This window comes from Clostridium sp. TF06-15AC (genome assembly GCF_003481165.1).
GTDB classification, from domain to species: domain Bacteria; phylum Bacillota; class Clostridia; order Lachnospirales; family Lachnospiraceae; genus Otoolea; species Otoolea fessa.
Genome location: NZ_QUKS01000001.1, coordinates 660,813 through 686,002, shown reverse-complemented (window position 1 = coordinate 686,002; position 25,190 = coordinate 660,813). Strand labels below are relative to the sequence as shown.

The window sequence follows — 25,190 nt, the reverse complement described above, 5'->3', positions numbered from 1 at the left end:
TCCTCAAATGATAAGAGTGTGTGATTGGGGTAAATTTAGAAAAAATTCAGGTATTATGTATAATTAAGTAGAAAAGAGACGCATCCGTAAAATGAAAGAAGCGTCTCTTTTTCTGCTGCTTGTATGGATTCAAGGATGAAGCAGTTATACTGCGTGACGGACTATTTTCGGTACAAATATTTTGGAAGTCCGTTTTCCATAATATGGGAAACGTCCCCTTGGATCAGCGGCTGCGAGTAAGCCAGGAAATCATCGCTGACATCGGTACCGTTTTTCGTGATCCACTCAGCAGGTACTTTCTTTTCCTGATTGCAGATCAGATTGACATCCTTGAGAACTGGATGAATTTTATATACAGTGTTACGATGTTTTACGCATGAAGCGGATGCTGCGCCTAAGTCCGCAGCGTTTGAAACGGCAGCAGCTGCATGAACAGGTTCAGAAGCAGCTGTATCAGTCTCACGCTCAAATGCGACCATCTGTCCAGTGTGACCGTCCAGGGCTGCCTGGACGCCGAAACGACCTGCCATTTCAGCCTCGTTTAAATCAGTACCGGAAACGGTGAGACCGGAGCAGCGCTGGTTGACGTTGAGCTCAACCGAGCGCACCTTGACGCCGAACTGGTTGCGGACATAATTTTCCAGAATTTTGCCGCATCCGGCTAACATTTTGTGACCGAAGGTGTCGACCTGGGCTTCGGTTGAATATTCGCAGATAAAACGACCACCGTGGTCGCGGATGCCCTCGGAGACGCAGACGATGACATTCGCTGTCTTTTCAAACGCTTTCTTTAAGTCGTCATTAAATTGTGCCAGCTCAAATGGAGCTTCCGGCAGATAGATTAAGAGCGGATTGTCACCGGCTTCCTTGCGTGCTAAGGCAGAGGCAGCCGTCAGCCATCCGGCATGGCGTCCCATGATCTCAACGATGGTGACCGATTTCTGCTGATAGACAGAGGCGTCCAGCGCAATTTCACGGACGGATGCAGCGACATAGCGGGCAGCGCTGCCGTATCCCGGCGTGTGATCGGTCAGGACGAGATCGTTGTCGATCGTCTTGGGAATGCCGATAAAGCGGATCGGGCTTTTGATCTGCACCGCATAGCGGGAAAGCTTGCTGACGGTGTCCATCGAGTCGTTGCCGCCGATGTAAAAGAAATAGCCGATGTCCAGCCGTTCCAGTTTTTCAAAGAGGACGCGGTAGAAGCTGTCGGAGAGATTCTCCGGGAGTTTAAAACGGCAGGAACCCAGATACGCCGCCGGAGTCAGGCGAAGAAGTTCCAGATCGTCATCGGAGAGTGTTTCTGAAAGGTTCATATAAGAATCCGCGAGAAAGCCCTCGATTCCATTTATCATACCGTAGACGCAGCCAACCGCATCGCTGTGGCGCGCACCTTCGCAGATAACACCGTAAAGGCTCCCGTTGATAACCGCGGTCGGTCCGCCGGACTGTCCGACTAAGATGTTTTTCTTGTTCATAAGGTAAATCTCCTTTTTGTGAGGTAAGTACAAGGTTTATGATATAAAAAGTTTTAAATCAATATAAAAATGTACATAAAATGATTTGCTGGAGTTGTATTTTTCATAGAGGTAAAAATAAATTAAAAAGTACAACTCAAAACGTATCTATTGTAACGGAAAGAGAGGAAGAAAGCAAGAGAAAAAGGCATATATGATAAATAATATGAAAAGCGGATACTCGGAAGCAGATAAAAGGCGTATAAAAATTTGGAGATAGATGTATAGAATAGCAGAAACGGGTCATACTGTTAGTATCACAAAAGAGAAATTTTTGAATACTTATCCTCCCCTTTTTAATACCCTGTTCGTTGGCTTTGTGCAGCGGACGGGGTGTTTTTTTGTTTCATAGGAAATTACCGAAAAGCCTTTTTTAACAGGAAAACCGCGAATTTTAACCCAGATTAGCTTGCAGAGAAATGGAAGCTGCCGCTCAATCATCTATTTTTGGTAATGATTTTGCAACAGCCTCTTTGTTCTTGTGATTAAAAGTATTTCCGATTCCCCCACAAATTTGCCTTTTTCAGATCCAGATACTCATTGTAGGCTTTTTCCAGGATCTGTTTTTCGTTGGAAAATTTCAGAAGGTGGTAGGCTTCGTAAAATTTGTAATAGCCGGAATCGACGAAGTATTCTTCGCGCTGCGGCTTGCTGTAATAGCTGTCCGCCATCATCAGATACCAGTGCACGGTCTTTTCGATGGTATCCTGAGGGGTGTTGAAGGTGTACTGGCTTTTGCCAATGTACTTGATGATGGAGGCGGCGACGCCAGTCTCCTCATGAACCTCCCGGAGGGCGGTCTGCTTGAAGTCTTCGCCCGGTTCTACGGTTCCTTTGGGAAGAACCCAGCCTTCGTATTTGTTCCGGTAGTTTTTGTAAAGAACGAGTAATTTTCCCCGAAATATAACCACACCGCCGCAGCTCGTTGCTTCGATCATCTGCAATCCCTCCTGTCCTGGTGTGTGCATGGAAGTTGATTCGTGGCGTATATCCGTGTGCCGGGAACCAGCTTTATGCATATGATTTAAACTGGTTTTAGTATACCGCGTTTTGCATGATTATGCAAGATTGGAAAGTCACATAAGGCATCATGAGAAAATCCTGTTACAGTTTGCACAATGTGTGAACTCTAAAAAATCATAAGAAAGATATAAGAAACAGAAGAAAGAAAATCTGGTATGATGAAGATGGAAATGGCTCATATTACAAAAGAATGCAGGCATATGTGCAGCGGAACCTAAAAAATACACAGAATTTGGATGATAGAATTACGAAAAAAAGACAGGAGGCAGGAAAATGGCACAGACAGAACAGAAGAATCAGAATGTAAACAAACAGTTTGAGGAGCTGCAGTCTCTTTTGGAGCGGGCGATGGCGCTTCAGACGTCGATGGTTTTGTTTGAGTGGGATGATGAGACGCTGGCGCCGAAGGGTGCAGCAGAGCATACTGCGCGGGTGATAGGTTCACTTTCGGAGCAGTATCAGGAGATTCTGGCGTCAATGCGTTTTAAGGAGCTGCTGGATGTCTGCCAAAAGGCAGAAAAAGAGAATGCGGGCGTATTTGATGAGGTTCAGTCGGCAATTCTCCGGGAAGCAGCCGAGGAGCAGGAGCGGCTTTCTTGCATTCCGCCGGAGGAATACCGTGCGTATGCAGAACTTACGGCGCGTGCGACGGGAATCTGGACGCGTGCGCGAGAGAAAAATGATTTTGCTTCATTTGCCCCTGTTTTGAAGGAGATTATTTCCTATCAGAAGAAATTTGCGGCGTACCGGGCAAAGCCGGGACAGAAGCTTTACGATGTGATGCTGGATACCTACGAAAAAGGTTTTAATATGGAGATGTTGGATCCATTTTTTGAGCTGATGAAAGGGAAAATCGTGCCGCTTTTGAAAGAATCGGCAGAGCGCTCGAAGATGGTTCCGGACGCCTTTTTATCCGCGGATTATCCGGAGGCGGCGCAGGCAGAGGCGGCGCGTTTCCTGGCAGAATATGAGGGCTTTGATTTTGACCGGGGAGTACTGGCACTCAGCGCCCATCCGTTTACGACGAATCTGCATAATCATGATGTACGGATCACGACGCATTATCAGAAACGGATTGATTCTTCGATTTTTTCCGTGCTGCATGAGACGGGACATGCTATCTATGAATTTGGTATCCGGGATGACCTGACACAGACGCTGGTGGGGCAGGGAACTTCGATGGGAATGCATGAATGCCAGTCCCGTTTCTTTGAAAATATCGTGGGACGCAGCTATGCATTCTGGAAACCGATTTATGGAAAAGTGGCGCAGATGTTTGGAAGCCCGCTGACGGAGACGAGTCTGGAGGATTTTCTGGCGGCGGTTAATAGAACCGTTCCGGGGCTGATCCGGACGGAAGCGGATGAGCTTTCTTATCCGCTGCATGTGCTGGTGCGCTATGAAATTGAGAAAATGCTGATTGAGGAGGATCTGGAGGTGGAGAAACTGCCGCAAATCTGGAATGATAAGTATGAAGAATACCTGGGAGTACGCCCGTCCACGGATCGGGAGGGCGTACTGCAGGATATTCACTGGTCACAGGGATCGATCGGCTATTTTCCGTCCTATGCATTAGGAAATGCCTTTGGCGCGCAGATTTATCACCAGATGAAGAAGGAATTGCCGGTAGAAAAACTACTGGAGGCAGGAAACCTGGGAGAAATCCGTGAATATCTGCGGAAAAATATTCACCAGTATGGCAAATTGAAGGACAGCCGTCAGATCCTGCGCGATATGACGGGGGAAGATTTTAATCCGTCATATTATGTGGCATATCTGGAAGAGAAGTATGGACGGCCGGAGAAAGTGCAGTAAGGCGGTCGATCTGTTCTTTCTTGAATTCCAGAGAGGAATGAAAATAGTATTCAAGCGTGACTTTCAAATCGGAGTGTCCCAGAATTTCGCTGAGCGTTTTGGGATCCATGCCATTTGTGATACAGCGGGTGGCAAACGTGTGTCGGATTGCATGAAAATTCAGATAGCGCAGTCCGGCTTGTGATAGAATGCGCTGGTAGTGATTCTGGAAGGTTCGCGGATCCATCGGGGAGCTGGCAGATTGTGACAGCAGAAAATAATCCGGGTGTTCCGGATGAGAATATGGCTGTAAGATCGGCAGAAGGAAAGCGGGCAGGGGAACCAAACGGTTGGAGGAGATGCTTTTGGGACCGGATAAAATGAGTTCTGATTTATGGGTTGTGTCAAGGCGCGTCAGGCGCTGCACCGTGTGTCGGACATGGAGATAGCGATCGGAAAAATGAATATTTTCCCAACGCAGGGCGCAGAGTTCTCCAACCCGCAGCCCTGTATAGAGTCCCAGATAGATGACGGCTTCGGAGATTCCTGTATGGGCAGTTAGATAGTGTTCGAGCTGTTTCTGTTCCTGAAGGGTAAAAACAGGTACTTCAGGGCGCTTTTTTGGAAGACGGGGCGGGAGATAGAGAATGCCGTTTGTCTGCCCGGTTTCATAGGAAAGACGCAGAATGGAGTTGACGAGCAGAAGAATACAGCGGATAGTTCCGTTCCCAAGCGGATGCAGGGAATCCGGGGATAAAAGGGAATTGCGGAATGTCTGAAGCATAGGCAGATCGACCTTTGAAAGCTGGATGGATCTAAAATAAGGGGAGATATAACGGTCTGCCAGATGCCGGTATTTCACATAGGTAGACAGGGCTCGCGCCTGTTTCTGCTTTTCCAGCCAGATGGAAAGAAGATCGTTAAAGTACATTGTTTCGTTTTTCATGATGAAACCTCCTGTATAAAAAATAGTTGTCGTGGACAATAGTTATTTTACAGGTGGATATGCAGAAGAAATATGTGACTGCTTATGGCGGATGGTTTTAAAATGAGATGTGTCTATATGATGACTGACGAAAATATTACAGCAAATGCTGACAAGAAGATTCTTTTTTGGTATAATGAGACAGAATATGTACATGACTGAGAAGAAAGTCTATATCGAAGGTGCCGGTCAGGCGCTATTTAGGGATAAACGACATATTTTATAGAAGATTCTATTTTGAAGAATCAATAGATTTATCATATTCTTGAGATAGAGATACGAAGGCGGGAGTGTCTGAGGCGGTATGATGGCAGCGGCTCGCCTGGTTGGAAAAAGGAGGAATAATTGTATGTGTGGTATCGTAGGATATACAGGAGACCAGCAGGCGGCTCCGATCTTATTAGCGGGTCTGGAGAAGCTTGAATATCGTGGATACGATTCAGCAGGTCTGGCAGTCAGAGATGGAGAACGTGTACCGGAGGTTGTAAAGGCGAAGGGACGTCTGCGCGCGCTGGCAGAGAAGACAGACAATGGACGCGCAATGCGGGGCAACTGCGGTATCGGTCATACCCGCTGGGCGACACACGGGGAGCCGTCTGAGAACAATGCACATCCGCACTGCACGGATGACCGCAGCGTGGTAGCGGTTCACAATGGTATTATCGAAAACTATCAGGAAATTCGCGAAAAACTGATTAAAAATGGATATACGTTTTATTCAGATACTGATACAGAGGTGGCTGTAAAGCTGATCGATCATTATTATAAGAAATACAACGAGGGACCGCTCGATGCGATGGCGCGTGCGATGATGCGTATCCGTGGCACGTATGCACTGGCGGTTATGTTTAAGGATTATCCGGAGGAGATCTTTGTAGCCCGTCAGGATAACCCGATGATCATCGGAGTAGGCGAGGGTGAATCCTTTATCGCGTCGGATGTTCCGCCCCTGCTTCCATATACCCGCAAGGTATACTATATCGGCAACCAGGAATTGGGACGCTTACATAAGGGAGAGGTTACTTTCTATAATATTGATCAGGAAGAGATTCAGAAAGAACTTGTGACGATTGAGTGGGATGCAGAAGCTGCTGAAAAGGGAGGTTATGAGCATTTCATGATTAAGGAGATCCATGAACAGCCGCGTGCGGTTCGGGATACATTAAATTCAGTCATCCGCGATGGTCATATTGACCTGACCGAGGCAGGACTTTCCGATGATGTTATTCGTTCGTTAAAGCGTATTTATATCGTAGCATGCGGTTCTGCTTACCATGCAGGCGTGGCAGCGCAGTATGTGATCGAAGATCTGGCGCGTATTCCGGTCCGCGTCGAGCTGGCTTCCGAGTTCCGTTACCGGAACCCGATTCTGGAAGAGAACAGTCTGGTTATCATCATCAGCCAGTCGGGCGAGACAGCCGACAGCCTGGCAGCCCTGCGTCTGGCAAAGAGCCAGGGTGTTCCTACGATGGCGATTGTCAATGTAGTAGGTTCCACGATTGCGCGTGAGGCAGATCATATTTTCTACACATTGGCAGGTCCGGAGATCGCGGTGGCGACTACCAAGGCATATAGCACACAGCTGGTTGCCGGATATCTTCTGGGCGTACAGTTTGCCCATGTGCGCGGTACGATCACAGAAGAAAAATATGAAGAACTCCTTGCAGCCCTGCAGGAACTGCCGGATCAGATCGCGAAGCTGCTCGAAGATGACAAAGAACGCATCCAGTGGTTCGCAGCGAAATATGCCAATGCAAAAGACGTGTTCTTCATCGGCCGCGGCATCGACTACGCAGTCAGCATGGAAGGCAGCCTGAAATTAAAAGAGATCAGCTACATCCATTCCGAAGCATATGCAGCCGGAGAATTAAAACACGGAACCATCAGCCTGATTGAGGATGGTATCCTCGTAGTCAGCATCCTGACTCAGGAAGCCCTGTATGAGAAGATGATCAGCAACATGGTAGAAGTAAAATGCCGCGGCGCCTACCTCATGGGACTCACAACTGCAGGCAACTACAATATTGAAGACACCGTCGATTTCGCAGTCTATATACCGAAGACTGACGAGCACTTCACACCGAGCTTAGCGGTTGTGCCGCTGCAGCTGCTGGGATATTATGTAAGTGTATCGAAGGGACTGGATGTAGATAAGCCTAGAAACCTGGCGAAGAGTGTCACGGTAGAGTAATAGAGCTTTTTATGGTGTTGTTATAGATCTGGAAAAAGTAATATAAATGGGAAGAAAAGACAAGGTTTGCAAAAAGGCATAAAATGTCAGACGCAGACCTTGTTTTTTGCTTGAAACTAAACAGAAAAAGAGAGTCCTCCGTGTGATTTTGCAATCACGCGGAGGACTCTCTTTTTCGTCTCGTATGCGATTTTTTTATCGTCCTTATTTTTTCTCCACTCCATGCTCACTCATCAAAGATTTCATCACATAAGCATAAATCTCTTGGCTTCGATCCTTCCAGTGATTGCACATGATTTCCGCCTGCTCCTTATCCGGAACGGAGATATCGAGATTGACAAGAACGGCTTTTCCTTCCCGCACCTCGCAGTGAACGATGTAGTCCTGATTGGTCGATTTATAGAAATCGGAGATCAGTCCTACCTCGTTTCGCATGCGGAAGCGGTTCTGTTTCAGGTATTCATCCATGTCGCTGACGATGGCAGGAGAGATGTTTTTGCCGAAAAATTCCAGCGTTTCCTCGCCCTCCTTAGTGATCTCATAGCGGGAGCTGTTCCGCATCGTTTCCTTTTTTACCAGACCTGCATCCAGAAGCTCGTTCAAGGCCTGCTGGAGTGTGAAATACGTGGTGTACTCGCGATCCAGGAAAAAATTGGAGAGCTGCGCGTTGGTCAGCGGAAAATTGACCTGGTGCAGCATATAGAGATTCATCAGTTTGTAAAGTGTCATCGGTTCAGCCAGCATGGAAAAACTCCTTTATTATTATTTCGTAACGGTGTAAATTTTGTGCGGTTCTTACGGTAAATGCGAGAATCGCTTGAATTGTTACGTTTATTTCTTAATGTGTTCCTTCACAGCCTTGGAAACAGCGTCAGCTACACGCGGATCAAATGCTGCCGGAAGAATGTTCTCGTCGCTCAATTCGCTGTCATCAACCAGAGCAGCAATTGCGTTGGCAGCAGCCAGTTTCATTTCTTCGGTGATAGCGGTTGCGCGTCCTTCCAGAGCGCCGCGGAAGATGCCTGGGAAGATGAGAACGTTGTTGACCTGGTTCGGGAAATCGGAACGTCCGGTTCCTACGACTCTTGCACCAGCAGCTTTTGCCAGATCCGGCATGATTTCCGGAACCGGGTTTGCCATTGCGAAGAGAATGGAATCCTTATTCATGGAAGCAACCATCTCCTGGGAAACGATGCCCGGAGCAGACACGCCTACGAAGATGTCAGCGCCTTTTAATGCATCGGCAAGTGTGCCCGTCTTGTGCTCTAAGTTGGTAACTTCGACCATCTTTTCCTGCATCCAGTTAAGCCCTTCCATGCCCTTGCAGAGCATACCGGTCTTATCACACATGGTGATATGCGGGAATCCGTAGTTTAAGAGCAGTTTGGTGATGGCAACGCCTGCGCTTCCGGCGCCGTTGACAACAACGCGGCAGTCTTCCTTCTTCTTGCCGGTTACTTTCAGGGCGTTGATGATGCCTGCCAGTACGACGATGGCGGTTCCGTGCTGATCATCGTGGAAAACCGGAATGTTTAACAGTTTCTTTAAACGTTCCTCGATCTCAAAGCAGCGCGGTGCGGAGATGTCCTCCAGGTTGATACCGCCGAATGCCGGGGCAATGCGGACAACTGTCTCGATGATCTCCTCGGTGTCCTGTGTGTCGAGGCAGATCGGGAATGCATTGATGCCGCCGAACTCTTTAAACAGAACGGCTTTTCCTTCCATAACCGGCATAGCTGCTAACGGTCCGATATTGCCAAGTCCCAGAACGGCGCTTCCGTCGGAGACAACGGCTACAGTGTTGGACTTGATGGTGTAGCGGTATGCAGCTTCCGGATCTTTTGCAATTACCTTACATGGTTCTGCAACGCCCGGTGTGTATGCCAGAGCCAGATCCTCTCTGGTTTTTACCTGTACTTTGGAGACGGTATCGAGCTTGCCGTTCCATTTTTCATGAAGTTCGAGTGCTTTTTCATTGATCGTCATGGTTTTTATCCTTTCGAATGCTTTCATTTTATTCTTACATTATAATAGCAATTTTGACATTTTAAATCAAGATGCATATTTTAGAATGCAGGAAGGGCAGTACCATGTTACTGTACACACACAGTACCACTTATTTATAATACTTATACCTATCATGTAGCATAGCATATAAATGAAGTCCGTAAATGTTATTTTTATGCATAAAACACATGAAAAATGCATAAAACACGTTTTTATACAAAAATTATTCATAAAAATGCAAAAAAAGTATTGCATAATTAGGATCAAGGAGGTATAATCTGGGTAATTTCACGTGAGGCATATAAATCTGCCGGTCTTAGTTGACTGGATGGACAAAGAAAAAAGCATCACGCAGGCAAATGATTGGAGGAAATGAAAAATGGCTAAGAAATATAATAAAATTGTTCTTGCATATTCAGGCGGTCTGGACACATCGGTTTTAATCCCGTGGCTGAAAGAAAACTATGGCTGTGAGGTTATTGCAGTTTCCGCTGACGTAGGTCAGGGTGCGGAGCTGGATGGTCTGGAAGAGAAGGCATTAAAGACAGGTGCTTCCAAGCTGTACATCGAGGATCTGAAGAAAGAGTTCGTAGATGAGTACATCATCCCGACCATGAAGGCTGGCGCTACTTATGAGCATTACCTGTTAGGTACTTCCTTCGCTCGTCCGATTATCGCTAAGAGAATCGTTGAAATTGCGAAGAAAGAGGGCGCAGACGCTATCTGCCACGGCTGTACCGGTAAAGGAAACGATCAGGTTCGTTTCGAACTGGCTATCAAGGCATTTGCTCCGCAGATGGATGTTATCGCTCCGTGGCGTTTCTGGGAACTGAATTCCCGTGAAAAAGAGATCGAGTACGCAGAGGCTCACAACATTCCGTTAAAGATTACGAAAGAGACCAACTACTCCAAGGATAAGAACCTGTGGCATCTGTCCCATGAGGGTCTGGATCTGGAGGATCCGGCAAACGAGGCTCCGATCAACAAACCTGGATTCCTTGAGTTAGGCGTATCTCCGGAGAATGCACCGGATAAAGCTACTTATGTAACCATCCACTTCGAGAAAGGTGTTCCGACCAGTGTAAACGGCGAGGAGATGGATGCAGAGAAGGTAATCGAGGTTCTGAACAAGGTAGGCGGTGAGAACGGCTGCGGACTTCTGGATATTGTAGAGAACCGTCTGGTTGGCATGAAGAGCCGTGGTGTATATGAGACTCCTGGTGGAGCTATCCTTTACAAGGCTCATGAGAAACTGGAAGAAATCACTCTGGACAAAGAGACACAGCACTACAAACAGCAGCTGGCTCTCAAGTTCGCTGAGTTAGTATACAATGGTCAGTGGTACACACCGCTGCGCAAAGCAATGAGCGCGTTTGTTGATTCCACACAGGAGACCGTAACCGGAGATGTAAAACTGAAACTTTACAAGGGCAACATCATTCCGGCATCTGTTACATCTCCATACACCCTGTATTCCGCAGGCATGGCTACATTTGATGAGGATGACTGCTACAACCAGGCAGATTCCGCTGGATTCATCAACCTGTTCGGACTTCCGATCAAGGTTCGCGCCCTGAACGACGAAGTTCTGGCGGCAAAGACCGGCGAGCATTTTCCGAGCGTAGAATAATTTAGGAAAATAATAAATAATCTGCAGGCGACAAGCCCGCAGCCGATGGTGACCATTGGTTTTCCGGTATCTGCCGGTTCCAATGGTCGCATTGGTTCTAAATCAGAGAATAAAAAGGAGTTTACACTTATGGCAAAGTTATGGGCAGGACGATTCGGAAAAGAGACAGATCTGGAGGTAAATGATTTCAACTCATCGATTTCCTTTGACTGTCGTCTTTATAAGGAAGATATCACAGGCTCCATGGCCCATGCGGCTATGCTGGGCAAGCAGGGCATCATTGCGAAGGAAGAATCAGACAAGATTATCGAAGGACTGAAAGGTATCTTAGCGGATATTGAGGCAGGTAAGATTCATTTCTCACAGGATTATGAGGATATTCATATGAATGTAGAGCAGATTCTGACCGAGCGCATCGGCGATGCCGGAAAACGTCTTCACACGGCGAGATCCAGAAATGATCAGGTTGCACTGGATATGCGTCTTTACGTGAAGAAAGAGATCGTGGCGATCAAAAAGGAAATTCTCGATTTCATGGAAGCACTCTGCGAGAGCGCAAAGAACAATCTGGAAACTGTTATGCCGGGTTATACACATCTGCAGCGTGCACAGCCGGTTACATTTGGACATTATATGATGGCATATGCCAATATGATGCGCCGTGATGTAATCCGTCTGGAGAACTGCTTAGAGGGCATGGATGATATGCCGCTCGGATCCGGCGCACTGGCTTCCACGACTTATCCGATCGACCGTGATTTTGTACGCCAGCAGCTTGGATTTACCAGAGTGACCAACAACTCCTTAGACGGTGTTTCCGACCGTGATTACTGCGTAGAGCTGACGGCAGCGTTATCCATTCTGATGATGCATCTGTCCCGTTTCTCTGAGGAGATTATTTCCTGGTGTTCCTGGGAGTTCAAGTTTGTAGAGCTGGATGACGCATTTTCAACCGGTTCCTCCATCATGCCGCAGAAGAAAAATCCGGATGTCTGTGAGCTGGTCCGCGGCAAGACCGGTCGTGTGTACGGCGATCTGTTTACCCTTCTTACCATGTTAAAGGGTATTCCGCTGGCATACAACAAGGATATGCAGGAAGACAAAGAGGCAGTCTTTGATGCGATTGACACCGTAAAACAGTGCCTGCGCGTGCTGACTCCAATGTTCTCCACGATGCAGATCCTGAAAGACAATATGAAGAAAGCGGCTCTGAAAGGCTTCATCAACGCAACGGACTGTGCAGATTACCTGACCAAGAAGGGAATGCCGTTCCGTGACGCATACAAGACCGTCGGACAGCTGGTAGCCCAGTGTGTACGCGAGGACAAGTCCTTAGCCGATCTGACACTGGAAGAGTACAAGACACATTCCGATGTCTTTGAAAATGATGTATATGAAGCGATTGATTTGAAGACCTGTGTACGTGGACGTAAGGTAATCGGCGGACCGGCTCCGGAAGAAGTAACCCGCCAGATTTCGGTGATTGAGAAATTTGTAAGCGAACACAAGGTTCAGGAGTAGGACAGGAAACGGGGGACGAACAATGGCGAAACCGAAGATTTATATAGACGGAAAAGAAGGAACAACCGGACTGCAGATTTACGATCGTCTGGCGAAAAGAGGGGACATCGAGCTGCTTCTGATCGATGAGGCAAAGCGCAAGGACATGGAAGAGCGAAGAAAGCTGATTCATGCGGCGGATATCGTATTCCTGTGCCTGCCGGATGCGGCAGCGGTTGAGGCAGTTGCACTGGCGGAAGGTTCTGGGGCGCGCATCATTGATGCATCTACCGCGCACCGGACAGCCAAAGGATGGGCGTACGGCATGGCGGAACTTTCAAAGGAGCACCGCGAGGCGATCAAAACATCCAGCCGGGTGGCGAATCCAGGCTGCCATGCAACTGGATTTATCACTTCCGTTTATCCGCTGGTGGCGCAGGGGATCATCCCGAAGGATTATCCGATGACAGTCTTTTCCCTGACCGGCTATTCCGGCGGCGGTAAAAAGATGATTGCCGAGTATGAATCGCCGGAGAAGCCGCAGAGCTATTTCGCACCCCGTATTTATGGTCTGACGCTGAAACATAAGCATCTACCGGAGATGCAGAAGGTCTGCGGACTTGATTATCCGCCGGTCTTTAGTCCGATCGTGGATGACTACTATAAAGGAATGGCGGTCACGATCCAGCTTCAGAACCGCCTCTTAAACGGCGGGCCGACCGCGGAAGATATCTATGAGAAGCTGGCTGGCTGGTATGACGGACAGAAGCTCATTAAGGTACATCCGTTTGGATATGACGGTATGATCGCGGCGGCAGATATGGCAGGCCGAGACAGTCTGGAGCTGATTGTCAATGGTCACGGGGAACAGACCATGGTGACGGCGCTCTTTGATAATCTTGGAAAGGGTGCTTCAGGCGCAGCCGTTCAGAACATGAACCTGATGCTCGGATTTGAGGAGACAACTGGACTGGCATTATAGAAAAGTGCTATAATAAAAGAATGGCAGATGGTTTTTTTAGATATTTTGGGGTTGAGAGATAAAACCATAAAATAGCTGCGGGGGACTATAGACGCGAAGTTATATAAAAATGTACTCTCGGAGTCTTTCTGCACTTGCTTTTGTGGCTGATTTTCCGCCAGCCGCACCCGAATTTCATCAACGTACGCACCGCGTACGCCTCAGAAATTTGGGCACAACTGACAAAAAAACATCTCACAAAATCAAGCACAGAAAGATTCCGAGAGTACATTAAAAATGACAGGAGGAATGTCATATGAAGATAATCGAAGGCGGCGTTTGTGCTGCAAAAGGATTTAAAGCGGGCGCGATGCGCTGTGGAATCCGCAAATCTCATACAAAAAAGGATCTGGCGATGATCCTTTCGGATTGTGTCTGCAACGCATCGGCGGTTTATACGACCAACCGCGTCAAGGCATCACCGATTTTACTGACAAAGGAACATCTGGCCGACGGAAAGGCACAGGCGGTTATTGTCAATTCCGGAAATGCGAACGCGTGCGCTCCGTTTGGCATGGAGAATGCAAGAAGACAGGCAAAGGCAGGCGCGCGTGCGCTGGGCGTTTCGGAGGAAAATGTAATCGTAGCATCGACCGGCGTCATCGGTCAGACGCTTCCGGTTGAGGCGATCGAGGCTCATGCAGGCGAGATGGAGATGAAATATGACAACTCCCTGGTAGCTGCAGAAGCGATCATGACGACCGATACAAAAGTGAAGACGATCGCTGTTGAATTTGATATAGATGGAACAACCTGCCACATCGGCGGTATCTGCAAAGGTTCCGGCATGATCCACCCGAATATGGGAACGATGCTGTGCTTCATCACAACCGATTGTGCAGTCAGCAGCGAGATGATCCGCAAGGCGCTGTTATTCAATGTAAAACGTACCTTCAACCGTGTGACTGTTGACGGCGATACTTCCACCAACGATATGTGTACCGTTCTGGCAAATGGTATGGCTGGCAATGCGGAGATTACTGCAGAAGATCCGGCATATGAGGCATTCCGCGAGGCATTGCAGACGGTTATGCAGGATCTGGCTCGTAAGATTGCGGCAGACGGCGAGGGCGCAAGCAAGCTGATGACCTGTACCGTGAAGGGAGCGAAGGACGAGGAGACAGCCGAGGTACTGGCAAAATCCATCGCCGGTTCTTCCCTGACCAAAGCAGCAATGTTCGGTTCCGATGCGAACTGGGGACGCGTTCTCTGCGCGATGGGCTATTCCGGAGCTGAGTTTAACACGGAGAAAGTGTTAGTCGAGTTTGCTTCCAAAGAGGGCAGCATTGCGGTCTGTGAGGACGGCAGAGGACTTGATTTTGATGAAGATCTGGCAAAGAAAATCTTAAGCCAGGATGAAGTGGAGATCAATGTAACACTTCAGGAAGGCAGCGGAAGAGCTACCTGCTGGGGATGCGATTTGACCTATGATTATGTGAAGATTAATGGAGATTATCGGACGTGATGAAAACAGGATCAAAAATGAGCGCAGAAGTCCTGGTAGAGGCACTGCCTTATATTCAGGAATATGCAGGTAAAATTATCGTTGTAAAATACGGCGGAAACGCCATGATTAATGAAGATTTAAAGCAGGCGGTGATCGAGGATATCGTCCTTTTAAATCTGGTAGGAATCAAGGTCGTGCTGGTACACGGCGGCGGTCCGGAGATTTCGGAGATGCTCAAAAAAACCGGAAAAGAGTCTAAATTTGTCAAAGGTCTGCGCTACACAGACCGCGAGACGATGGATATTGTCCAGATGATTCTCTGCGGCAAGGTTAACAAAAACCTTGTTTCCCTGTTTGAGAAAGCAGGCGGACATGCCGTTGGTCTGGGCGGCATGGACGGCGGACTCTTCAAGGCGATCCAGTTAGTCGATCCGGATGGAACGGAATACGGCTATGTGGGAGATATTAAAGAAGTCAATGAGAAAGTCGTTCTCGATGTTTTAAATGAGGGCTTTATCCCGGTTGTTTCCTCCGTGGCAGCAGGCATGGACGAGGAGACGAACTATAACATCAATGCAGATACGGCAGCGGAGAAGCTGGCGGTAGCATTGAAAGCGAAAAAACTGATTCTTCTGACGGATGTATGCGGTCTGATGCGCGATCCGAAAGACGATTCGACACTGATTCCGAGACTGAAAGTTTCTGAGGTTCCGGCGCTTATCAAAGAGGGTGTGATCTCTGGCGGCATGATTCCGAAGGTAGACTGCTGTGTTGAGGCAGTACGCCAGGGTGTAGAACGTGCCAATATCCAGGATGGTCGTGTGCCGCACTCGATTCTGGTCGAGCTTTTGAGCGATGACGGTGTAGGAACCATGTTCTCGTAAACAAAGTTTGAAAGATGCATGGAGGATTTTTATGACATTTGAAGAAATCAAACAGGGCGAAGAAACATATATCATGCATACATACGGCCGCTTTCCGATTGCGCTGGATCACGGAAAAGGCGCGACGCTGTGGGATACGGAGGGAAAGAAATACATTGATCTGACCTCCGGCATCGGTGTCAACAGTCTTGGTCATGACAACGATGCGTTGACGACTGCGGTATCGGAGCAGGCACATAAGCTGATGCACGCCTGCAACCTGTATTACACCGAGCCTATGGTGCAGGCAGCAAAGAAGTTGGTCGATGCAGCCGGAATGGGAAAAATCTTTTTTGCAAACTCCGGTGCGGAAGCCAACGAGGGTATGATCAAGCTGGCAAGAAAGTATTCCTTTGACAAATACGGCGAGGGAAGAAATAAGATTATCACGCTGAAACAGTCCTTCCACGGACGTACCGTGACGACATTAAAGGCAACCGGACAGGACAAGTTTCATCAGTATTTCTTCCCATTTACGGAAGGATTTGATTATGCAGCAGCCAATGATATCGAAGACATGAAGCGCAAGATCGATGGTACGACCTGCGCTGTCATGATGGAGATGATTCAGGGCGAGGGCGGCGTCCTTCCGCTTGATAAGGAATTTGTACAGGCAACTGCCGAGTTCTGCAAGGAGAAGGACATCCTGCTTCTGATTGACGAGGTTCAGACGGGCATCGGACGTACCGGAAGCCTGTTCTGCTATGAGCAGTACGGCGTTCAGCCGAACATCATCAGTATGGCCAAGGGACTCGGCGGCGGTGTTCCGATCGGTGCTGTCATGGCGGATAAGAAATGCCAGGATGTACTGGGCGCCGGTACGCACGGTACAACCTTCGGCGGCAATCCGCTCTGCTGTGCGGCTGCCAATACCGTATTAGATATCGTAAATAAGCCGGAATTCCTGAAATCGGTTCAGGAAAAGGGCGAGTACCTGAAAAAGGAAATTTTAGCGATCGGTTCTCCAAAGGTAAAGACTGTTCGCGGCATGGGATTGATGTTAGGCATCGTAGTGGACAAAGATGAGAGAGCTGCGATGGTCAGTCAGTTGATGGAAAAAGGCGTCCTGGTCCTGACAGCCGGTACAGAGGCGATCCGTCTGCTTCCGCCACTTGTCATCACGAAAGAGGAGATGGACGAGGCAATCGCTGCTATGAGGGAGGTATTTTAGACATGAAGCATTTATTAAAGCTGTTAGACTGCACACCGGAGGAGATTACCTCGATCCTGGATCTGGCAGATCAGTTAAAATATGAACGAAAACATCACATTTCACATCGTCTTCTGGAGGGCAAATCTATCGGCCTGATTTTCCAGAAGTCATCCACCCGTACCAGAGTTTCCTTTGAGACAGGTATGTTCCAGCTCGGCGGACAGGCACTGTTCCTTTCCTCCCGCGACTTACAGATCGGACGCGGTGAGCCGGTACAGGATACCGCACGCGTACTGTCCCGTTATCTGGACGGCATCATGATCCGTACCTATGAGCAGAAAGAAGTGGAGGATCTGGCAAAATACGGTTCTATCCCGATCATCAACGGTCTGACTGATTTCTGCCATCCGTGCCAGGTACTGGCTGACCTGATGACGATCCGTGAGAAATACGGCGTACTGAAAGGGCTCAAGATGTGTTACATTGGCGACGGCAACAACATGGCGAACTCCCTGATCGTAGGCGGTCTGAAATCGGATATGCAGGTATCTATCGCAACTCCGGATAATTACCGTCCGGCGAAGGAAGTGCTGGATTTCGCAGCTGGCAATGACGCATTTACACTGGTAAATGATCCGATCAAGGCAGTGGAAAATGCAGACGTTGTCATTACAGATACATGGACTTCCATGGGTCAGGAAGAAGAGAAGAAGATCCGCCAGCAGGCATTCCAGGGATATCAGATCAATGATGAACTGATGGCTGCGGCAAAACCGGGGGCGATGGTAATGCACTGTCTGCCGGCTTACCGTGGACAGGAGATTACCGAGAAGATCTTTGAAGAACATGCGTCTGAGATCTTTGAAGAGGCGGAAAACCGGTTGCATGCCCAGAAGGCGGTTATGGTTACGCTGATGAAATAGAAATATATAGAAATGCATAAAAATGGCAAGGTGACGCGCCAGAAGCCAAATGCCCTCCGTTGCGGTTTCGGAGCCGGTAACACTAGGCTTGCATAGATTTGTTAAAAGCAGAGTCCAAAATACAAACTCGCTTCGCTCAGACAGGTGTATTTTGAACTCTAACACAAATCTCTGCGAGCCAAGAGTTACCAAGACTCCTGCAAATGCAACGGAGGGCATTTGGCTTCTGGCGCTGTATGTTGTATGCTTTTTGGGGTGTTTAAAAAGTGGAAATGTATGTTATAATTGGCATAAATAGTACAATATAAAAAATTTAGCAGATTAAGAAAATTTTAGGAGGTATCAGTATGACGAAAGAAGAGATTTCAGCGCGTCAGCAGCAGGCGGCTCAGTTTCATGCAATGGGGTATAATTGTGCCCAGTCGGTGGCGTGTGCGTTTGCGGATAAGGTGGATTTGGACAAGGTGGCGCTGTTTAAGGTGACGGAGGGGCTTGGTCTTGGCATGGGCGGCATGAATGGTACCTGCGGGGCCATTTCGGCGGCGGCTGTGCTGGCGGGGCTGAAGGATAGTACCGGGGATCTGGAGCTGGCGAATTCGAAGGCGGTTTCTTATAAGGATGCCAGAGAGTGCATCGCGCGTTTCCTTGAGAAGAACCAGAGCGTGGTCTGTAGGGATTTGAAGGGTGTAGAAACAGGAAATGTGCTGCGTGCCTGTCCGGACTGCATCAGCGATGCGGTGGAGATTATCGGAGAAGTATTGTTCTAATACATCCTCACAAATTGGCACGCTTGAAACTGCAAGTGCCGTACAGCAACGCGCGGGCAGCCGATTTTGTTACTGTTCACGCATACGTGCCCAGTAACGGAATTTGCCGTGGCTTCGCATTTAAATACGGCAAATTCCTGCTGCCACCACGTTTTCTTACGGCACTTTCGGTTCCAAAAGTGCCTACCTGTGAACAGTAACCCGATTTTGCCGATGATAAAGAAAAATTCGAAAATAGGGTTGACAACTTAAAAACATAGTGGTAAACTATGAAAAAATTAAATACGACACTACAAAGTCAATGAACAAAACGAGTACATACAGAGGTACATCACAGAGAGCCGGGCTTGGTGGAAACCGGTATGAAGGGCTGTATGGAATGGATTTGGGAGATGCGAGGTGAAAGAGTGATTCGAGTAGCTGCAGCCGTAGCTCTGCGTTAAAGGGTAGGGTATCGAGAGCATATCTGATTTCGCATTATCAATCACGTCTATGTTTTCCGTACCGTAGAATGAGTCAGACTGGATGGCAGATATTTTCCATTGTGTGAGAATATCTGCTTTTTATATATAAAGTTTGAAGGTCTGAGAACAGGGGTGGCACCACGATATTTGTTTATTCGTCCCCGGCGCAGGAGTTTGTCTGCGCCGGGGATTTTATATTTCGTTGGGAATCAAAATCAGCAAGAGCCAGGATGGCGGAAAGGGAGAGTATTATGAGAAAAATGAATGGATTTGGAATGATGGCAAAAAGAGGCACAGCAGCAGCGATGGCAGCGGCAATGGCACTGACGATGGCAGGCTGTGGCGGCTCGAATGCGGCAGAAACGACAGCAGCGGCTGATTCTGAGGCGGCTTCTGAAAATGGAGATGCATCGGAGACAGCAGCCAGCGAGGCAAAGGGCGATATCAAGGTTGGAGTGATCCAGATGATTGATAACGGTGCATTTGCAGATATGCGCGATGGTTTCTCGGAGGAGCTGACTGAAAAATATACAGGTGGTAAAGTCGATATTGTTTACAAAAATGCACAGGGCGATGCGGCAGCGCTGAATACCATCTGCCAGGAGATGGCAGACAGCGGTGTTGACCTGATTGCAACGATTGCGACTCCGGCGACCCAGGCGATGGTAAACCTGGAGACGGATATTCCGGTATTTTTTATCGCTGTTTCCAATCCGGTCGGCGCGGGTGTCATTACCGATATGGAAAAGCCGGATAAGAATGCAACCGGTACTTCCAATGCGATTCCGGTTGAGGATATTTTCGCACTGAGCGATAAGCTGACACCAGATTGTAAGACCTACGGAATGTTGTATAATACAAGCGAGATTAATTCCGTCAGCACCGTGGAGAATGCAAAAAAATATTTAGACGATCAGGGACTTTCTTATAAAGAGGCGGTTGTTACGAACTCATCTGAAGTACAGCAGGCGGCACAGTCTTTAGCGGGTGAGGTTGACGCGATTTTCGTACCGAATGACAGTGTCATCCAGAGTGCAATGCCGATGGTAACGGAAGTGGCAAGAGATGCGAAGATTCCGGTATATGGAAGCTCCGCTGTTATGGTTGATTCCGGTGCATTTGCAACGATTGCGATCAGCGATACCGAGATCGGCGCACAGACCGCAGATATGGCACTGGAATACTTAAACGGAACTGCGATTGAGGATATTGCAGCTGTTGTGGTACCGGCTTCCAATATGGTAATCAATCAGGATACAGCCGATGCACTGGAAATCACATTCTCGGATGAGGTGCAGAAAGAGGCAGCCTTTGTAAAGGATGCGGAGTAAGATATAGAGCAGTCTGGCTGGTACGCACATTCATTGATTGTGGAAATTTGCGGAGTAATTACAAACGAACTTGAAAATAGGAGGAAGCACACATGACACTGGTGATCGGATCCCTGCAGTTGGGATTTTTATATGGAATACTGGCGCTTGGAATATATGTCACATTCCGCATTTTAAATATTCCGGATCTGACGGCGGAGGGGAGTTTTACGCTGGGACTGGCAGCCTCGGCGGTCTGCACGCTGGCGGGGCATCCGGTTGCCGGGATCGTGGCAGCAGCTGTGGCCGGGGCGCTGGCAGGCTGTGTGACAGGCGTACTCCAGACGAAGATGGGGATTCATGCGGTATTAGCTGGCATCCTCACAATGTGCGGGCTTTACACCATCAACCTGATTGTGATGGGAAGCAGCCCGAATATTTCCCTCATCAATGTTCCGACCATATTTAAAGCGGCAGAAAGCCTGGGACTTTCAAAAGAGGCGGCAAGACTCGTGATTGCGATCGCGGCAGCAGCAGTCTGCCTGGTGCTGCTGATTCTTTTCTTCCGGACGCATCTGGGACTCTGCATCCGGGCGACGGGCGATAATGAGGCGATGGTGAGCGCGTCCTCCATCAATGTAGACGCGATGAAAATCACGGCGCTGGCATTCAGCAATGCACTGGTAGCGGTCAGCGGCGGTCTGATTGCCCAGTATCAGGGATTTGCAGATGTAAACTCCGGTTCCGGTATGCTGGTCGTAGGTCTGGCATCGGTCATCATTGGCGAAGTGATTGTTGGAAAAAGAGGTCTGGAAATCGGATTTTTTTCCTCGATTTTCGGTTCGATCATCTACCGTTATATCATCGCAGCGGCAACCAAGAGCCAGATTTTTCCGGCATATGCGTTAAAACTGGTATCAGCGTGCATCGTAGCGGCGGCGCTGGCGCTTCCGGCGATCCGTTATCAGATGGGACTTTCAAAGATGAAACGGACGAGAAAAAAAGATATGTGTGAACAATAACCTGGAAAGCAGTTACAAACAGGGATAAAAGATGGAGATGTACTATGTTAGATGTAAAACAGGCAACCAAAGTATTTTCCGCTGGTACGGCGAGCGAGCACCACGCTTTGAACGGACTGGACCTGCATCTGGATGATGGGGAGTTCGTGACGATCATCGGTTCCAACGGAGCGGGAAAATCGACGCTTTTTAATGCGATCTGCGGCAATTACTGGCTGGATCAGGGACAGATTCTCCTGGATGGTCAGGATATCACTTTTCTGTCGGAGCACCGCAGGGCGCGCCAGATCGGGCGCGTGTTCCAGGATCCGATGAAAGGAACGGCGCCGCATCTGACGATCGAGGAAAATCTGGCGCTGGCATATACCCGGAAGGATCGGAAGCCATTTCGAAGTGCGGTCCGCAAACAGGAAAAGGATCTATTTCGGACAGAGCTTGAGAAGTACCATATGGATCTGGAAAACCGTATGAAGACGAAGGTAGGGCTTCTGTCAGGTGGTCAGAGACAGGTTGTGACGCTTCTCATGTGTACGCTTGTCATGCCAAAGCTCCTTCTTCTGGATGAGCACACAGCGGCGCTTGACCCGGCGACGGCGGATAAGGTCATGGAGATCACGCGGTCGATTGTGTCGGAAAACCACCTGACGACGCTGATGATCACCCACAATCTGTCGCAGGCGCTCACGACCGGAAATCGGACGATCATGCTCGATGAAGGCCGGATCATCCTGGATCTGGGCGGTGAGGAGAGAGCGAAAATGGGGGTGAATGACCTTTTAGACTGCTATGCGGAGAAAAAGAAGAAGGCATTTGATAATGACCGGATGATGCTGGCGTAGAAGATAAAACGAAATGGGGATGTAAAAAAATTCGATTGAGTTTTTACATCCCCATTTCGTTTAGGGACTTATTTCACAGCCCCTTAAATTTTTCTTAGAATACATCTAAATCCTGTCCATTTACAACGGCACCTTCATATCCGGCATCACGGATTTCCTGCAAAATGGCGGTGTTTCTGCGCGCCATCTCAGCCTCGACATCGCGGGTGTTGTCCTGGATTTCCATGTGATAGATACGGTGGTAGGTAACCAGAAGCCGCGGGTGCGCTTTGGCGGCAATCTTTGCCAGATCAACGCTGAGAGTGTGAACTTCCTGGTGGTATTTCTGCCATTTTGGCTCTCTGGTGGAGAGTCCGGCGGTGTACTCGACCTCATGGAGGAGAATATCGCAGCCTTCCGCTTTCTGCGCCACGATCTCAAGCGGAGCCGTGTCACCGCTGATCACGATCACCTTATCCGGTGTTGTAAACTTAAATCCGTAGCTTTCAAGTGTACCGTGGCTGACTGGAAATGCCTCAACCGTCACGCGGTCATCCTGATAAATGATACCAGGCTGGATATCGGTAGTTTCGACTTTGTAGCCATTTTCGTTGGCTTTTTCAAAGCCGTGGATACGGAAGTCGATGTCCGTCTCATATGCTTTTAAAATATGTTCGGTCATGTTCTGGATGCCTTTTGGACCGAATACTTTCAGCGGCTTCGGGCGTTCCAGCACCCACGGGGTAAAAATGAGATCCGGATAGCCGGCCGTGTGGTCGGTGTGCAGATGTGTGCAGAATGCGATCATCAGCCGGTCCGGGCGCAGGGCATCAATTCCCTGTTGGTATGCTTTCGCCGCCTGACGGACAACGCCAGGACCAAAATCTACAAGATAAGCGCGGTCGCCTACGACAACTGCGGAAGAAGGACCGCTGGCATTCGGGCAGGCGTTCGGGGTGCCGGTTCCGAGAAGTACAAGCTTTGTTTCCATCATAAATATTCATCTCCTAAATTCATATGTAATATATTTTGCGCGAAATCATGAAAAAAGTTCGGGCAAATTAGATGTGTTCAGCCTTTGCACAGGTAAACACCGTGTCAAAGGCTGCATATATGTTTCGATCATTTTGTTTTCATCAAGTGAAAGGTTTAATTTTGAGCGTCGTCTGTATGCCGGATGGAGATTCCCGTAAATCCATAGAAAATACTGAACAAAGGAGTTAAGTACAGTAAGAACAGGTATGGGAAAAATACTGACCAGGCAACGCCGAGGGTTCCAGACATGTATACACAGTAACCGTGCCACGGAATCATCGGACCGGATAAAGTACCTGCGTCCTCAAGGGTACGGGAAAGGATTTCCGGTGCGATTTTTCTGGATTTGAACAGCGGTTTCATCATATTTCCAGTCAGGACGTGGGACATCGGCTGGGAACAGCTGATTAAGCTGGTTACATAGCCGACTAAAAGGCTTGCTGCAATCAGGCTGCCATCGCTGTTGATGTGATTTACGATGGCGTTTAAGAGATTGCCGAGAACGCCGAGGCGATCCAGCATACCGCCCATACCAACTGCAAAGCAGATGATTGCCACATACTGAAGCATGCTGCTCATACCGCCGCGGTTTAAGATGGTCTGTAAAATACCTTCCTCAATGCTGGTACTGTATCCGTTGTAAGCAACACGGATGATACTCTGCAAAGTTGCGCCCTGATAGAAGAAAGAGACAGCTCCGGCGCAGATGGCGGAAAGACCAAGGGAGACAACCGCGTTTACTTTGCATAAAAGCAGAATAATGATTGCGATGGCTGGCAGCAGAGTGATGAAGCCAAGTTTAAACTCACCTTGCAGGGCATCGATGTATGTCAGAAGATTTCCAGTTTCATAGTTGCCTGAAGTCTGGCTGATGCCAAGAATTACAAAGAGAACCAGGCTGATGACAAAGGTCGGAAGCGTGGTCCAGAGCATGGAACGCACGTGGTCGTTTAATTTAGAGCCAGCAACCGCTGGAGCCAGGTTGGTTGTGTCGGAAAGCGGGCTTAATTTGTCACCGAACATCGCGCCGCAGATGACAGCACCTGCCACCATGCCAGGATGGATGCCCATCGCGTTGCCGATTGCCATCATGGCAACACCGGCACTGCCGACGGAACCGTAGGAGGTTCCGGTCACAAGGCTTAATACGGCACAGAAAATCAGGGTCAGAGGCAGCAGCCAGGTCGGGTTGATCAGTTTTAAACCGCCGACAATGATGGTTGCAATCGTGCCGCTTTGCAGCCAGGTACCGATCATGACGCCGATTGCCATGAGCAGGCACAGGGTAGGAACGACAACCCGGATCGCGTCATAAGCGCCGTTTACAACATGCTCATAATTTATGCGTAATACCTTACAAAACAGATAGATGATGATCCAGCTCATAAATAGTCCAATCATCGGTCCGCCCGTTTTCAGCCGGATGCAGACTGCAACCGCTCCGATGATCAGGAGCAGAAGCAGAAGCGACTGAGGCATGTTTAATTTTTTGTCTTCGCTCATAACATAGTTCCTCCCTAATGTGAAAGTCGTGTTTTTTTGAATTTAATGCGTTGAGGTTTAACGCGTTAAATTGTAAATTTATTTTCATTATACAGAATAATTCCGAAAAAATCAACCGTAGGAATAATAATTATTTGGCTCAAGGGGAGAGTATTCA

The 25,190-nt window shown here is 48.5% G+C and carries 20 protein-coding genes and 1 other annotated feature; of the genes, 13 read left to right on the top strand and 7 right to left on the bottom strand.

The annotated features are described in order from the left end of the window. Positions 1-161: 161 nt before the first annotated feature. Together DXC57_RS03065 and DXC57_RS03060 are read right to left on the bottom strand one after the other, a co-directional pair. Positions 162-1,478, bottom strand: coding sequence for a 6-phosphofructokinase (locus DXC57_RS03065; protein WP_118651096.1), 1,317 nt, complete (start codon positions 1,476-1,478; stop codon positions 162-164). Positions 1,479-2,002: 524 nt separating this feature from the next. Beyond that, the gene (locus DXC57_RS03060; protein ID WP_022358438.1) at positions 2,003-2,455 is read right to left on the bottom strand and encodes an NUDIX hydrolase; all 453 of its coding nucleotides are present in this window, start codon (positions 2,453-2,455) and stop codon (positions 2,003-2,005) included. 358 nt (positions 2,456-2,813) lie between these two features. Here DXC57_RS03060 and DXC57_RS03055 point away from each other — a divergent pair, with 358 nt between their 5' ends. Next, the gene (locus DXC57_RS03055; RefSeq protein WP_118651094.1) at positions 2,814-4,355 is read left to right on the top strand and encodes a carboxypeptidase M32; all 1,542 of its coding nucleotides are present in this window, start codon (positions 2,814-2,816) and stop codon (positions 4,353-4,355) included. Here DXC57_RS03055 and DXC57_RS03050 read toward each other — a convergent pair. After that, complete coding sequence (locus DXC57_RS03050; RefSeq protein ID WP_118651092.1) at positions 4,291-5,280, bottom strand: site-specific integrase; 990 nt, start codon at positions 5,278-5,280, stop codon at positions 4,291-4,293. The genes DXC57_RS03055 and DXC57_RS03050 overlap by 65 nt on opposite strands. A gap of 388 nt (positions 5,281-5,668) precedes the next feature. Between DXC57_RS03050 and glmS the strand changes: the two genes are divergently transcribed. Beyond that, on the top strand, positions 5,669-7,510 hold the full coding sequence (glmS, locus tag DXC57_RS03045; RefSeq protein WP_107000109.1) for a glutamine--fructose-6-phosphate transaminase (isomerizing): 1,842 nt from the start codon (positions 5,669-5,671) through the stop codon (positions 7,508-7,510). Positions 7,511-7,714: 204 nt separating this feature from the next. On the opposite strand, the gene DXC57_RS03040 is transcribed toward glmS, so the two are convergent. Then, entirely contained in the window at positions 7,715-8,254 is a 540-nt protein-coding gene (locus tag DXC57_RS03040; protein WP_107000108.1) for a DUF4364 family protein, read from the bottom strand. 87 nt (positions 8,255-8,341) lie between these two features. Beyond that, positions 8,342-9,496, bottom strand: a complete 1,155-nt coding sequence (locus DXC57_RS03035) for an NADP-dependent malic enzyme (protein ID WP_118490588.1) — start codon at positions 9,494-9,496, stop codon at positions 8,342-8,344. A gap of 400 nt (positions 9,497-9,896) precedes the next feature. On the opposite strand from DXC57_RS03035, the gene DXC57_RS03030 reads away from it, so the two are divergent. The 11 genes from DXC57_RS03030 to DXC57_RS02980 all read left to right on the top strand — a co-directional run bounded on the left by DXC57_RS03030 (position 9,897) and on the right by DXC57_RS02980 (position 22,516). Further along, complete coding sequence (locus DXC57_RS03030) at positions 9,897-11,147, top strand: argininosuccinate synthase (RefSeq protein WP_022358444.1); 1,251 nt, start codon at positions 9,897-9,899, stop codon at positions 11,145-11,147. 129 nt (positions 11,148-11,276) lie between these two features. Then, positions 11,277-12,668, top strand: coding sequence for an argininosuccinate lyase (gene argH / locus DXC57_RS03025; protein ID WP_118651332.1), 1,392 nt, complete (start codon positions 11,277-11,279; stop codon positions 12,666-12,668). Positions 12,669-12,690: 22 nt separating this feature from the next. Continuing rightward, complete coding sequence (argC, locus tag DXC57_RS03020; RefSeq protein ID WP_118651090.1) at positions 12,691-13,629, top strand: N-acetyl-gamma-glutamyl-phosphate reductase; 939 nt, start codon at positions 12,691-12,693, stop codon at positions 13,627-13,629. A gap of 295 nt (positions 13,630-13,924) precedes the next feature. Beyond that, positions 13,925-15,133, top strand: a complete 1,209-nt coding sequence (argJ, locus tag DXC57_RS03015; protein WP_118651088.1) for a bifunctional ornithine acetyltransferase/N-acetylglutamate synthase — start codon at positions 13,925-13,927, stop codon at positions 15,131-15,133. After that, positions 15,133-15,999, top strand: coding sequence for an acetylglutamate kinase (argB, locus tag DXC57_RS03010; protein ID WP_107000103.1), 867 nt, complete (start codon positions 15,133-15,135; stop codon positions 15,997-15,999). Before argJ ends, argB begins: the two co-directional genes overlap by 1 nt. Before the next feature lie 31 nt (positions 16,000-16,030). Then, complete coding sequence (locus DXC57_RS03005) at positions 16,031-17,209, top strand: aspartate aminotransferase family protein (protein ID WP_118468065.1); 1,179 nt, start codon at positions 16,031-16,033, stop codon at positions 17,207-17,209. 2 nt (positions 17,210-17,211) lie between these two features. Then, positions 17,212-18,114, top strand: a complete 903-nt coding sequence (argF, locus tag DXC57_RS03000; protein ID WP_022358782.1) for an ornithine carbamoyltransferase — start codon at positions 17,212-17,214, stop codon at positions 18,112-18,114. A gap of 347 nt (positions 18,115-18,461) precedes the next feature. Then, positions 18,462-18,881: a C-GCAxxG-C-C family protein gene (locus DXC57_RS02995; RefSeq protein WP_107000101.1), complete on the top strand. Its 420-nt coding sequence runs from the start codon at positions 18,462-18,464 to the stop codon at positions 18,879-18,881. 292 nt (positions 18,882-19,173) lie between these two features. Beyond that, positions 19,174-19,511: a binding site (T-box leader), on the top strand. An 85-nt stretch (positions 19,512-19,596) separates the two neighbouring features. Next, on the top strand, positions 19,597-20,676 hold the full coding sequence (locus DXC57_RS02990; RefSeq protein WP_227589780.1) for an ABC transporter substrate-binding protein: 1,080 nt from the start codon (positions 19,597-19,599) through the stop codon (positions 20,674-20,676). 92 nt (positions 20,677-20,768) lie between these two features. Beyond that, on the top strand, positions 20,769-21,677 hold the full coding sequence (locus DXC57_RS02985; protein ID WP_118651086.1) for an ABC transporter permease: 909 nt from the start codon (positions 20,769-20,771) through the stop codon (positions 21,675-21,677). Positions 21,678-21,721: 44 nt separating this feature from the next. Beyond that, complete coding sequence (locus DXC57_RS02980; protein ID WP_118523160.1) at positions 21,722-22,516, top strand: ATP-binding cassette domain-containing protein; 795 nt, start codon at positions 21,722-21,724, stop codon at positions 22,514-22,516. A gap of 94 nt (positions 22,517-22,610) precedes the next feature. On the opposite strand, the gene DXC57_RS02975 is transcribed toward DXC57_RS02980, so the two are convergent. Further along, positions 22,611-23,489 (bottom strand): MBL fold metallo-hydrolase, encoded by an 879-nt coding sequence (locus DXC57_RS02975; RefSeq protein ID WP_118651084.1) that lies wholly within the window; start codon positions 23,487-23,489, stop codon positions 22,611-22,613. A gap of 155 nt (positions 23,490-23,644) precedes the next feature. Then, positions 23,645-25,033: a Na+/H+ antiporter NhaC gene (gene nhaC / locus DXC57_RS02970; RefSeq protein WP_107000099.1), complete on the bottom strand. Its 1,389-nt coding sequence runs from the start codon at positions 25,031-25,033 to the stop codon at positions 23,645-23,647. Positions 25,034-25,190 lie beyond the last annotated feature (157 nt).

Coding starts and splice junctions, on each gene's coding strand:
- glmS (WP_107000109.1), top strand. CDS start 5,669: ATGTGTGGTATCGTAGGATATACAGGAGACCAGCAGGCGGCTCCGATC.
- DXC57_RS03005 (WP_118468065.1), top strand. CDS start 16,031: ATGACATTTGAAGAAATCAAACAGGGCGAAGAAACATATATCATGCAT.
- DXC57_RS03060 (WP_022358438.1), bottom strand. CDS start 2,455: ATGATCGAAGCAACGAGCTGCGGCGGTGTGGTTATATTTCGGGGAAAA.
- argF (WP_022358782.1), top strand. CDS start 17,212: ATGAAGCATTTATTAAAGCTGTTAGACTGCACACCGGAGGAGATTACC.
- DXC57_RS03030 (WP_022358444.1), top strand. CDS start 9,897: ATGGCTAAGAAATATAATAAAATTGTTCTTGCATATTCAGGCGGTCTG.
- DXC57_RS03065 (WP_118651096.1), bottom strand. CDS start 1,478: ATGAACAAGAAAAACATCTTAGTCGGACAGTCCGGCGGACCGACCGCG.
- DXC57_RS02975 (WP_118651084.1), bottom strand. CDS start 23,489: ATGATGGAAACAAAGCTTGTACTTCTCGGAACCGGCACCCCGAACGCC.
- DXC57_RS02985 (WP_118651086.1), top strand. CDS start 20,769: ATGACACTGGTGATCGGATCCCTGCAGTTGGGATTTTTATATGGAATA.
- DXC57_RS03035 (WP_118490588.1), bottom strand. CDS start 9,496: ATGACGATCAATGAAAAAGCACTCGAACTTCATGAAAAATGGAACGGC.
- DXC57_RS03050 (WP_118651092.1), bottom strand. CDS start 5,280: ATGAAAAACGAAACAATGTACTTTAACGATCTTCTTTCCATCTGGCTG.
- argC (WP_118651090.1), top strand. CDS start 12,691: ATGGCGAAACCGAAGATTTATATAGACGGAAAAGAAGGAACAACCGGA.
- argH (WP_118651332.1), top strand. CDS start 11,277: ATGGCAAAGTTATGGGCAGGACGATTCGGAAAAGAGACAGATCTGGAG.
- DXC57_RS02990 (WP_227589780.1), top strand. CDS start 19,597: ATGAGAAAAATGAATGGATTTGGAATGATGGCAAAAAGAGGCACAGCA.
- DXC57_RS02995 (WP_107000101.1), top strand. CDS start 18,462: ATGACGAAAGAAGAGATTTCAGCGCGTCAGCAGCAGGCGGCTCAGTTT.
- DXC57_RS03040 (WP_107000108.1), bottom strand. CDS start 8,254: ATGCTGGCTGAACCGATGACACTTTACAAACTGATGAATCTCTATATG.
- argB (WP_107000103.1), top strand. CDS start 15,133: ATGAAAACAGGATCAAAAATGAGCGCAGAAGTCCTGGTAGAGGCACTG.
- DXC57_RS03055 (WP_118651094.1), top strand. CDS start 2,814: ATGGCACAGACAGAACAGAAGAATCAGAATGTAAACAAACAGTTTGAG.
- argJ (WP_118651088.1), top strand. CDS start 13,925: ATGAAGATAATCGAAGGCGGCGTTTGTGCTGCAAAAGGATTTAAAGCG.
- DXC57_RS02980 (WP_118523160.1), top strand. CDS start 21,722: ATGTTAGATGTAAAACAGGCAACCAAAGTATTTTCCGCTGGTACGGCG.
- nhaC (WP_107000099.1), bottom strand. CDS start 25,033: ATGAGCGAAGACAAAAAATTAAACATGCCTCAGTCGCTTCTGCTTCTG.